General features: G+C 68.6%; 8 protein-coding genes and 1 pseudogene. 7 read left to right on the forward strand and 2 right to left on the reverse strand.

What is annotated here, in order from left to right; translation table 11 throughout:
* The first annotated feature begins 153 nt into the window (after positions 1–153).
* Positions 154–1,770 carry an MFS transporter gene (locus ADK57_RS27640; RefSeq protein WP_053752304.1) on the forward strand — a complete coding sequence of 539 codons (1,617 nt, stop codon included), beginning with the start codon at positions 154–156 and terminating at the stop codon, positions 1,768–1,770.
* Between the two features lie 42 nt (positions 1,771–1,812).
* Here the strand turns inward: ADK57_RS27640 and ADK57_RS27645 are convergent, their stop codons facing one another.
* Positions 1,813–2,181, reverse strand: coding sequence for an amphi-Trp domain-containing protein (locus tag ADK57_RS27645; RefSeq protein ID WP_053752305.1), 369 nt, complete (start codon positions 2,179–2,181; stop codon positions 1,813–1,815).
* 887 nt (positions 2,182–3,068) lie between these two features.
* On the reverse strand, positions 3,069–6,650 hold the full coding sequence (locus tag ADK57_RS27650) for a BTAD domain-containing putative transcriptional regulator (protein WP_234390437.1): 3,582 nt from the start codon (positions 6,648–6,650) through the stop codon (positions 3,069–3,071).
* A gap of 223 nt (positions 6,651–6,873) precedes the next feature.
* Between ADK57_RS27650 and ADK57_RS27655 the strand changes: the two genes are divergently transcribed.
* From ADK57_RS27655 to ADK57_RS27680, 6 genes and pseudogenes are all read left to right on the forward strand, one after another.
* Positions 6,874–7,425 (forward strand): peptidoglycan-binding domain-containing protein, encoded by a 552-nt coding sequence (locus tag ADK57_RS27655; RefSeq protein ID WP_053752307.1) that lies wholly within the window; start codon positions 6,874–6,876, stop codon positions 7,423–7,425.
* A 294-nt stretch (positions 7,426–7,719) separates the two neighbouring features.
* Positions 7,720–8,604, forward strand: a complete 885-nt coding sequence (locus ADK57_RS27660) for an NmrA/HSCARG family protein (protein WP_053752308.1) — start codon at positions 7,720–7,722, stop codon at positions 8,602–8,604.
* A gap of 19 nt (positions 8,605–8,623) precedes the next feature.
* On the forward strand, positions 8,624–9,133 hold the full coding sequence (locus ADK57_RS27665) for a cupin domain-containing protein (RefSeq protein WP_053752309.1): 510 nt from the start codon (positions 8,624–8,626) through the stop codon (positions 9,131–9,133).
* Between the two features lie 183 nt (positions 9,134–9,316).
* Positions 9,317–9,784 (forward strand): Lrp/AsnC family transcriptional regulator, encoded by a 468-nt coding sequence (locus ADK57_RS27670; RefSeq protein WP_053752310.1) that lies wholly within the window; start codon positions 9,317–9,319, stop codon positions 9,782–9,784.
* A gap of 242 nt (positions 9,785–10,026) precedes the next feature.
* The gene (locus tag ADK57_RS27675; RefSeq protein ID WP_053752311.1) at positions 10,027–10,788 is read left to right on the forward strand and encodes a DeoR/GlpR family DNA-binding transcription regulator; all 762 of its coding nucleotides are present in this window, start codon (positions 10,027–10,029) and stop codon (positions 10,786–10,788) included.
* 95 nt (positions 10,789–10,883) lie between these two features.
* A pseudogene (locus tag ADK57_RS27680) lies at positions 10,884–11,085 on the forward strand (sugar ABC transporter substrate-binding protein); the annotation flags it as partial.

The following is an 11,085-nucleotide window of genomic DNA, read 5'->3' on the forward strand; positions in this document are numbered from 1 at the left end:
CGATGCCGACCGGTGTCGCCGGCGCGCGACAGCTGACCCGGCAACCGTGCCATGCCCGATACGGAGCCCGGTCCCCGTCGAGTGGTCCACCATCCGGTTGACCTCCCTGGCGGGTCTCGGATCACCCTCCGGGGCGGCTGGGACGATTCGCGCATGGCACCCAGGGCAGGCACTGCAGAGAGTCCGGCAACGGCGCGAATCGTCCTGCTGACACTCGCGGCCGGTCAGTTCCTGATGGCGCTCGACAGCTCGGTCATGAACGTGTCGATCGCGACGGTGGCCGAGGACGTGGGCACGACGGTGACGGGTGTCCAGGGCGCCATCACGGCCTACACCCTCGTGATGGCGATGTTCATGATCCCCGGCGGCAAGGCCGGGGCGCTGATCGGCCGCAAACGCGTGTTCATGATCGGTTGCGGTATCTACGGCTGCGGCTCCCTGGTCACGGCGCTCGCACCGAATCTGCCCGTGCTGCTGCTCGGCTGGGCGTTCCTGGAGGGGATCGGGGCGGCGCTCATCCTGCCCGCGATCGTGACGCTCGTGGCAAGCAACTTCGCCTCTGAACGCCGTCCCGCCGCCTACGGACTCGTCGCGGCCGCAGGGGCCGTGGCGATCGCGGTCGGGCCGCTCGTCGGCGGTGTCGCAACCACGTACTTCTCCTGGCGGTGGGTCTTCGCCGGTGAGGTGCTGATGGTGATCGGCATCCTGGTGCTCGCCCGCCGCATCGCGGACGCGCCGATCGACGAACGCCCGCGCATCGACCTGGTCGGCGCCGTGCTCTCCGCGTGTGGGCTCGGGATCTTCGTCTACGGCGTACTCCGCTCGGACGAATGGGGCTGGTTCCGGCCGAAGCCCGACGCCCCTTCGTGGCTCGGAGTCTCGCTGGTCGTGTGGCTGATGCTGGCCGGTGTCCTTCTGATCTGGCTCTTTCTCCGCTGGGAAGCCCGCTTGGTGGAGCGGCGGAGGGAGCCACTCATCGACCCGGCCATGTTGCAGAACAAGCAACTCACCGGCGGGCTGACGATGTTCTTCTTCCAGTACCTCGTTCAGATGGGCGTGTTCTTCGTCGTACCGCTCTACCTGTCGGTGGCCCTGGGCCTGTCCGCGCTCGCGACCGGAGTCCGCATCCTGCCGCTGTCGGTCACACTGCTGGCGGCCGCGATCCTGATCCCCCGCTACTTTCCGGACGTCTCTCCGCAGCGGGTGGTGCGGCTCGGGATCCTCGCGTTGCTCACGGGCGCGGTGGTCCTTATGGCCGCGCTCGACGCAGACGCCGGTGCGGAAATCGTCGCCATCCCGCTCCTGTTGATCGGGCTCGGGATGGGCGCGCTGGCGTCCCAGCTCGGGGCGGTCACCGTATCCGCGGTGCCACAGGCACAGAGCGCAGAAGTCGGCGGTGTCCAGAACGCCGTCACCAATCTCGGCGCCTCGATCGGTACGGCACTCGCCGGATCAATCATGATCGCCACGCTCACGACTTCGTTCCTGACCAGCGTGGACCAGAATCCGGCGGTCCCGGACGACGTCAAGAGCCGGGCGACCGTGGAACTCCAGAGCGGCGTACCGTTCTTGTCGGACGCCCAGCTCGAGACCGCCCTCGACGAGGCGGGCACGAGCGCGGAGGTGAGTCAGGCGGCGCTCGACGCGAACGCCGCCGCCAGGATCGACGGTCTGCGCGCCGCACTCGCCATCCTCGCCTTCACCGCTCTCCTCGCGATGTTCTTCACCCAGCGGATCCCGAATACCCAGCCCCGTTCGACGGAGCCATAGCCGCGGGACAGCTGGAACCAAGCCCTCCTTGCTCGGCACGACTCAGGGCGTTTTCGTAGCGGACTGCTTCGTGCCTTTGCTCCTGTTGGTGGCCTTGCCGCTGCGCCCTGGCTTGGCGGGCGCGCTCTTGCGCGTTGTGGCCTCCTTTGTGCGTGCGACCGTCCGCGACGGCTCTGTCCGGGTCGGTGTGGTCGGCCACTTGAACTCGATCTCCAGCTCGATCTCCCCATCACCGATCTCGATCTCCACCTCGCTGCGAAGGTCGTCGGGGATCCGCAGGCTCAGCGTTCCGGGGCTGACTTCCAGTTCGGCATCCCCACCTTCCCTCAGCGCGGCTGCCAGTGCGGTGAGCTGGTCAGCCGCCTCAAGGCGTGACAGCGAGCGCTTCTGCTCAAACTTGAGGTCCTTCATGGGTGTCTCCGATCCGGAGACGGCCTGGGTCCCGGTGCGCAACCCGAGGCCATCCCCTGCTTCATCGCTCCGACGGACCGGGAGCGGTGCACAGTGCCCAGATCACGAAGCCGTTGATCGCGATCAGGACAATGGCCCAGAACGGCGGCGAAGACCAGCCGGCCGCTTCCGACACCGGTCCTCTCTGAACCCCGCACCGCCGCACCCGAGCGGGCCCCCACTGACATGACTCGTCATCGCCGGCTCCTTCGTGTCGCACGGCCCCGCACAACCGCGCACTCGTGTTCGGCCGGTCGGGCTACTTCCAATCTCGTCCTGTCGGGTGCCCTGCGCACCTCGGAGTGCCTGACCGGTGGCTCTCCATGCGCAGTGCGCAGGACACCTGTGCAGGCCGGGGCCATGTCGACGCGGCGGCGGGGGCAAGGACCACAGAAAATCACCCCTGCGGTCGTCGTGTCCGTCGGTGCCGGCGCCGCCGCGCAGCAAAGGCACAGGCGAGCATGCCGAGGCCCCAGGCGATCAGAAGGGCACCCCATAGCGGCATGGTCACCGTTGGGATGAGAAGGCGGATCTCGGTACTCGCGCGGTTTTCGAAGATGAAGACCATGGCGATCGCAGTGATCAGGACGAACGGTGTGACGCGGCGGACAGCGGGGCGGGAAAGGAATGGGGTGTGCGGCCGTTGGTCTGTACTGGTTCGAGCCATGAGATGTCTCTCCATCACGTTGCCCCCTTCATCCAGCGTGCTCTTCCAGCACACGACTCGCTACCGAAGGAGCCGCGGCCCCAGTGCGTCACCGGCGTCGCTGCGACGGGACGGCACCGACGACCGCGAATCCGTACCACGCTGCCGCGAGGGCCGGCGAAGCTTGTGCTGTTCGGGGGCCTCAGATCCCGGGGGTGATGCCGATCGTCGGAGGCGGAGTTCGGGCGGCGATGCGGTGGTGTTCTTGATCGACCAGTTCGGACAGGGCCGTTGCCCCGCAACGAGTGAACAGTGCTTTCGCTCGTTCCAGCTGGGCGAGTCCTTCGGGCCGGCGGTCCACGACGGACAGCGCGATGCCGGCCGTCAGCCGGGCTGTGGCTTCATAGAGCGGCATTCGAGCTGCGCAGAACGCGGCAGCGGCCTCGCACGCAGTCTCTGCCGCCGCCGCGTCTTCCCTGGTGAGGTGTACCTCGGCGCGGGCCAGCAAAGCGAAGCCGAGCTGTCCGGGCGGTCTGTCAGGGCTCACAGCGGATGCTGCGCGGCCGGCCCACATCTCGGCAGCCGCCACATCGCCCCGGGCCAGTTCCGCACCGGTCAGCAGCCGTAACCACAAGGGGCGCACGGGTGCTTCGAACGCCGACATTTCGGGGCCACCGCCCGCTTCGATCACCCTGCGGACGCAGCCCGCCGGATCGCCGTTGAGCAGCAACGCATTGCCGAGCATCCCGAGGATCGCCGACCGGTACTGGGTCGGTTCGGGGCCGGCCTGGGAAAGCGACTCCTCGCAGATCTTCAGTGCTCCGGCGAAGTCTCCCCGCCACATCGAGACCGCCGCGTTCACCGCCTCGGCCAGCGAGCGTGGCTCGTTGCTGCCGACGAGTGATGCCGCCTCCAGTGCGTCGTCGGCGTACGTCGTTGCCTCGTCCAGACGCCCGAGCCACATCAGGACGTATGCGGAGGCGGCGAACAGATCGGCGAGCATGAGGCTTTGGCCGGTACGGCGGGAAAGGTCCAGGCCCCGACCGAGGTGGCGGAGCGCGGGATCGTGGTGTCCCAGGAACATTTCCGTCCAGCCGATCGTGACAAGGGTGTCGATCTGGCCGACCAGGTGCTGGTCATCGGTTTCGTCGACGACTTCCAGGACCAGGTTCAGGTAGTCGGTCGATCGGGCAAAGTCCCCGGCCAGGGTATGTGCCAGTGCCAGCAGACCCCGGACGGCGGTGATCAGCAGCGGGTCGCCGACGGTTTCCGCCGAGCGCAGCGCGCGTTCGCCCCAGTCGACGGCTGTCGGGAAGTCGGCTGTGCGAAGCGCCACCGTCGCAACCCCCGTCTGCAGAGCCGCGGTCTCGGCTTCCGGCCGGCCGTCGTGGTCCGCCAGTTCCCGGAGCAGAAGCGACGTCGCCTCCTTGTACCGGCCGAGCTTCCACTCCATCGTGGCTCGGGAGACGGTCAGCAGCGCCCGCTGAGCCCGTGCCTCCGCGGGCAGGAGAGAAGCGGCCGTGCGCAGGAGGTCGCGGCTTTCCAGCAGTCGTCCGGCCATGCCCGAAGCTTTGGCCTGCTGGAGCCACAGTTCGGGCCGCAGTCGACTCTGGTCTCCGAGCAATCGCAAGGCTTCCTGTGTCCAATGCGCGGCAGTGGCAGGTGCGATCGTCATCACCTGACGGGCGGCCCGCACAAGTACGTCGACGGCGTGTTCATCTCCTACTCGCGCCGAACGCTGAACGTGCGACGCCTGGGCGGTCAGCGGTGCGCCGTGCAGCGCCAGGCCGTCCGCGGCGCGTGTATGCGCCTCGATCCGCCAGCCGGCGCCCGCCCCCTGATACACCGCGGCCCGCACCAGCGGATGGCGGAACCGGAATCGGCGCGTGGAGCCGACCTGGCGTACCAGGTCCCGCTCCGCGACCTCGTCCAGTGCGGCAAGGGCCTGTGCCTCACCGGTCTGGGCCACGACCGCCACCATCTCGGCGTCGAAGGAGTCGCCGAGCACCGCGGCCGCCTGTGTACAGACCCGCGCAGCGGCCGACAGACCTCCCAGCTCCTCCAGCAGTGCGGCACGCACCGATTGCGGCAGATCGTCGGTGACAGGCGCCGAGTCGGCCGGGACCGCCGGAGGGCTTTCGTTCCCGGCACTTCGGGTCAGCGCCTCCAGGTAGAACGGGTTGCCGCCGCTCGCCTCGTACAGCTGTTGGAAACGCCAGTGATCCTTCCTGGCCCCGCACAGCTCCGCTCCCTCGGCCGGGGACAGCGGACCCAGCTCGACCCTGGCCACTCTTCCCTCCGTTCCGGCCCGGCCCAGTGCCGCGGCCAGTCGCGGCGGGGCCTGCCGGGGGCGGTAGGCGAGGGCGAGGAGCAGCGGTGTCCTTGGCGGGTGCCGTACCAGATGGTCGATCAGCTCGGCAGTACCGTCATCCGTCCACTGCAGGTCGTCCAGGCTGAGCACGAGCCCGCCGTCGGCACTCAGCGTCTCCAGCAACGTCCGCACCGCCCGGTGGAACCAGTACCGTTCGACCGTCACCGGCTCCGGCCCGGTCGGGAAGCGGTCACACAGCGCGGGGAAGACCGTACTCAGCAGGGCGAACACGCCGGGCGGCGCTCCCTCGTTCCGGAGCCGGAGGAAGTCCGCATGGCCGAGGTGGTCGTCCAAGGCGTCGACGAACGCACCGTAGGGAGCCCGGTCGAACTCCACGCTGCGGCCGGCCAAGGACAGGAAACCGCGCTGTCTCGCGCGCTCGCCCAGTTCGCCGAGCAGCCGTGTCTTCCCGATACCCGGTTCCCCGACCACCTCGACCACCCCTGGCGCACCGGCCAGGGCATCCCCGATCGCACCGTCGAGGACCGTCAACTCCGCTGCCCGCCCGATCAGATGGCTCCCCGTCCGGGGTCGCGGCGAACTGGGCAGGGCACCGCCGCCGAACCGTGCGGTGGGCACCGGAGGGGATGTGGGTGACGGGCGCGGCACTAGGGCGGGTGCGGATCCCGGAGCGCGTCCGGCGGCGGGGCCGGCGGCTGGGACGTCCAGTGCCGGGTCGGTGGTGAGGATCTGCTGGTGCAGCTGCCGCAACGGGAGGCTGGGGTCACAGCCGAGTTCTTCGGCCAGCAGCAGCCGGATTCGCTGAAAATGGTTGAGGGCATCGGCTGGGCGACCACAGCGGTGCAGGGCGAGGATGAACTGGCCGGCCAGCCGTTCGTCCAGTGGGTGTGTCTCGACCCGGGCGGACAATTCGGCCAACAGTCCGGTGTGGTGACCGCAGCGGAGCCGAACGTCGGTGTGGTCCAGTTCGGCCGCGATCCGTTCTTGGTCCACGGCATCGCGGAGGGCGTTGATCCAAGGGGCGTCCAGACCCGCGAAGGCATCTCCCCGCCAGAGACCGAGTGCCTGTCCGAACAGGGTCGCAGCCTGCTCGTCCTGCTCGTTCCGCGCGGCCGCGCGGGCCCGTGCGACAACGTCGTGGAACCGGTGCAGATCCACTGCCGTCGCCTCGACGTCGAGGACATAACCACCGGATCGCCGGGCAATCTGCGCCCCCGCAGCGATGGCCAATGCTTGCCGCAGGCGGGAGAGGTAGCCGTAGAGCGTGTTCCGGACCCGCTGCGGAGGACGGTCGGCCCAGACTCGCTCGACGAGCTGGTCCACCGAAACCACCCGGTTGGCGTCCACGAGCAGCACTGCCAGCACACACCGCTGCCGGGCGTGGCCGAGATCAACTATTCGGCCGTCCACACGCGCCTCGACATTGCCGAGCAAACGGAACTCAACCGTCACAGCACGCCCCCGAGTCTCAAGTCCCCACCTTGGCACAGCACCTTCGACCAGCCCATTCAACGTTTGTCCAAGGTTCGCCGACGGTCGGCCGCGCACCTTGGTCCAGGACGGGAAACAGCGCGACACACAACCCGGAGGCGCTGCCCGGCAGGCGACCGGCCGCGCAACAGGGCGGCGGACGCCGCGCCCCACGTCATCCACACCCACCGCAAAGGGGACACCCATGAGCTCACTCGGGAAGCGGACCAGAGCGGCCGCATGCGCGGTCGGCCTGCTGACAGCCGCCACCCTCGCCCTGAGCACCTCACCAGCCTCCGCGAACGGGACCTACAGCGGTCTCGCCTACGTGTACGGCGCCGGTACCTACGTCGACGACTGGGCCAACGAGGGCGATCTGTCGACCGGCGTCAACACGTCTTCGAACGCCACCTGCCTGTGGCAGAAGGTTCTGTGGGCGGAAGGTGCCATCGAACAGGACGGCACCCCCTTCGACGCCGCGGACATCGACGGCGTCTTCGGCGAGAACACCAAGACCGCGACCAAGTGGTATCAGGCGAAATACGGCCTGACGAGTGACGGGGTGGTCGGGAAGGACACCTTCGGACAGGCGGGGGTGTGGGGGCTGAGGGACTACACCGGCGACGGCGCCGTTGAGACCTACCACGGCGACAGGTACGACATCAACGTCACCCGCGACAGCGAGGGCCGGTACAACTTCTACGACGGCGACGGCAACGCGCGACTCGCCGGCTACAACTACCGGACCTGCAGCTGAACCCGCACCCTGAGGGCTGAGCGCACCGTGCCCGTCCCGCCGGGGAGGACGGGCACACCCGGCGTTGGCGCGGCGAGCTCTTTCCGGCGCAGTCCGGCCCTCCGGCAGAGACCGCAGTCGCCGTACTCGCGCAGTCCTGCACCGGCCGGCTGCGGTCTCGCCCGCTGAGCACCGGGGGAAGGCGGCGAAGTCGGCACGACGGGCTGCTTGGCGGTCATCGTGGCCACCCCTGATGCCGACGTGGCCCACGCGGAATGTCAACGGGCGTGGCCATTGGTCTGTGAGGAGTTCGGTATGGCAGATCGCAGAGGACAAGTGCTGGTCATCGGTGCCACCGGCCAGCAGGGCGGCGCGACCGCACGGCAACTGCTCGAGCGTGGCCGGCCGGTCAAAGCCCTGGTGCGCGACCCCCATTCGCCCCCCGCCAGGGCGTTGCGTGCGGCAGGAGCCGACCTCGTCGTCGGTGACCTGGACGATCCGGTGTCCCTTCGCAAGGCGATGAGGGGCTCTCAGGGCGTATTCCTGGTGCTGACCATGATGGTCGGCCCCCGGATCAGTCCCGAAGGCGTGGTGGCCGAAGAGCGGCGGGGAAAGGCAGTGGCGGACCTTGCCGGGGAGTTGGGCATCGAGCACCTGGTCTACAGCTCGCTCAACGGTGCGGCCGCTCACTCCGGAATCCCGTACTACGAAAGCAAGCGACGGATCGAGGAGCACCTTCGCTCACTCGGGCTCCCGGCGACGATCCTGCGCCCCGTCTCCTTCATGGACAACTTCGCCACGTACAACCGCCCGGTCCTGGAGAACGGGGAACTGGTGCTCGGCCTCGCCGTGCGACCGCAGATTCCGATGCCCCTGATCGCGGTACGCGACATCGGCGCGTTCGCCGCGATCGCGTTCGACCGGCCCGAGCACTTCCTCGGCCGGACCGTTGAGATCGCCGGCGACATCCTCACCCCTCCGCTGATCGCCGAGACACTCGGCCGCCACTGCGGCCTGCCTGCACGTCTGCGTCAGGTGCCCGTCGAGCAGATACGAGCCTTCGACGAACAACTCGCCAAGATGTTCGAGTTCTTCAATGAGCGGCCTGCCCCGGTGCCCGACATCGCAGCTCTGCGGGAGCACCACCCCGGCCTCATGACGCTCGGGGCCTGGTTGCGCAGCACCGGATGGAAGCCCTGAACCCGAGAATCGAGGAGACATGACCGATGGACTGCTGTTGCCGCCCGGTGGTGGCCGCCGGATCCAGAACCTGACGCTGAAATCGGGTGCAGAACGGTCGACGGCCTGGTCGACGTTCGAGGCCGAGGTCGCGCCGGGATTCGATGTCGGAGCGCACCTGCACCACCAGGCCGAGGAGGTGTTCTACGTCCTGGAAGGCGAACTCGATCTTCTCGCCTTCCACCCGACCACCCAGGCCACCGGCGACTGGCGTTCCTGGGAGTCCGAGACCGGCGCGAAGGTGTTGCGGGGCGGACCCGGGAGCTTCATGTTCGTGCCCGCCGGATGCCCTCACGCCTTCTCCAACCCCGGCGCCGAACCGGCCCGGATGCTCTTCCTCGTGTCCCCTGCCGGCCATGAGGCCTACCTCCAGGAGCTCACCGACCTCCTGAGCGCCTCGGGGCCGCCGGACCAAGCCGAGATCACGGCCCTACGGCTCCGCCACGACATCCACCAACTCACCCCGCTCACCTCAAGGGCCGCGGACTGAGGGAACAACGCGGCATCGGCTCGACGAGGCACACTCCCCCGCCTACGGCTTGCGAGGGTCCTTGACGACCCTGGATGGAGGTCACCACCGACCTGTACACCCCCACGGCTGTCCAGCGCGGTGTCCCCGTCCATGCCGAGCTCAGCACCACGACAGACGCAGCCTGGAAGCAGCAGGTCGAGCGTGTACGCGGCCGGCCTCCCACACCCGCCTCGCCCCGCTCACCTGCTGCCCGAACGTCTGGGGCAGACCCTCAACGCCACCCTCTGGCTGCGCGTCGCCCCCGCCCGTCTCAAACAGGTCGGCCAGGAACTCGCCCGGCACGCCGAGGTCGCCTTCGCCGGTGCCATCAGCGGCCGGCACAACCTGATGGTCGCCGTCACCTGCCGCGACGCCGAGGACTTCTACCGCCACCTCACCACGCGCGTGGCCGCCATCGACGGCATCGACGCCTGCGAGGTCAGCATCCGCGTCCGCCGCCTGAAACAGGCCGCCTCGCTCATCTCCCACGGCCGCCTCGTCCATCCGGCACCCGCGGAAGGGCGGGGCCGTTCCCGCTCGCCAGCCGCATCTGCCCACAGCGCCGTGCCGACCGGATTTACGCGTCGACTCCGGTCCGGTGTCCTGATCCATCCGCAAAACGGGCGGTGAACAGGCACGCTCAGTGGACAAGCGGGCAGCGGTCTCCCACCGCCTGGGGTCCTCCACCGCCTCGTCCAGGGGATCTGGACTGCGGAAAACGGGCACAATCGGTCATGAAGTACTTCACGGTGAGCCTGGTCAGTGGGGCGGCCTGCTTGTAGAAATTAGCCACCGGACGCCCAAACGGGCAGGGCTCCGGAAATCTTCCGGCGTGGGCACACCGCGCGGAGCCGTGGAACGGAGGTGTCGCGGTGGACACCGATGAGCGAAGACGCGGGATTCTGGAGACGGCACGCCGTACCGGATCCGTGGACGTCGGAAAGCTCGCCGCCGATCTCGGGGTCTCCAAGGAGACCGTGAGGCGAGATCTGAACGTATTGGAGGGGCACGGGCTGGTTCGCCGTACCCATGGCGGTGCCCATCCCGTGGAGAGCGCGGGCTTCGAGACCACGCTCGCCTTCCGGACCACCATGCACGTCCCCGAGAAGTCCCGGATCGCGGCCGCCGCGGCCGAACTGCTCGGGGACGCCGAGACCGTATTCATCGACGAGGGCTACACCCCGCAGCTCATCGCCGCCGCCCTGCCCCGCGACCGGCCACTGACCGTGGTCACGTCCTCGCTGGCCACCGCTGGTGACCTGGCCTCCTCCGAGAACATCACCGTGCTGCTGCTCGGCGGCCGGGTGCGTGGCGGGACGCTGGCCACGGTCGACCACTGGGCGACCCGCATGCTGTCCGGCTTCGTCATCGACCTGGCGTACGTCGGCGCGAACGGCATCTCCCGGGAGTACGGACTCACTACCCCCGACCCTGCGGTCAGTGCGCTGAAGGCCGAGGTCATGAGGGTCGCCAGACGCCGGGTGTTCTCCGGGGTCCACACGAAGTTCGGCGCCGTGAGCTTCTGTCGCTTCGCGGAGGTCACCGAGTTCGAGGCGATCGTCACCGACACCGGTCTGCCCGCCTCCGAAGTACACCGGTACTCACTGCTGGGCCCCGAGGTCATCCGGGCCTGAATCCTCATCCAGCTCCATATCCCACCCTCACACCACCCTCGTAAGCCCGGGGGTCTGGTTCCTCACTCCCTCGAGACATCCCCCTGGAGTCAGTCATGCGCGCACGAAGAATGACGCACGCCCTCGTCACGGCCACGGCCACCGCCCTTCTCGCCACCGCCACCGCCTGCTCCGGAGCGGGAGCGGGAGGGTCCTCGGGCGGTGGCAAGAGCATCAACGTGCTGATGGTCGGCAATCCGCAGATGGAGGACATCGCGAAGCTGACCAAGGACAACTTCACCAAGGACACCGGGATCA

Source organism: Streptomyces sp. MMG1533 (genome assembly GCF_001279775.1).
Classification (GTDB): domain Bacteria; phylum Actinomycetota; class Actinomycetes; order Streptomycetales; family Streptomycetaceae; genus Streptomyces.

What these genes read in the sequence shown, in the direction of transcription:
- ADK57_RS27640 (WP_053752304.1), top strand. Translation starts at nt 154, where the DNA reads ATGGCACCCAGGGCAGGCACTGCAGAGAGTCCGGCAACGGCGCGAATC.
- ADK57_RS27645 (WP_053752305.1), bottom strand. Translation starts at nt 2,181, where the DNA reads ATGAAGGACCTCAAGTTTGAGCAGAAGCGCTCGCTGTCACGCCTTGAG.
- ADK57_RS27655 (WP_053752307.1), top strand. Translation starts at nt 6,874, where the DNA reads ATGAGCTCACTCGGGAAGCGGACCAGAGCGGCCGCATGCGCGGTCGGC.
- ADK57_RS27660 (WP_053752308.1), top strand. Translation starts at nt 7,720, where the DNA reads ATGGCAGATCGCAGAGGACAAGTGCTGGTCATCGGTGCCACCGGCCAG.
- ADK57_RS27665 (WP_053752309.1), top strand. Translation starts at nt 8,624, where the DNA reads ATGACCGATGGACTGCTGTTGCCGCCCGGTGGTGGCCGCCGGATCCAG.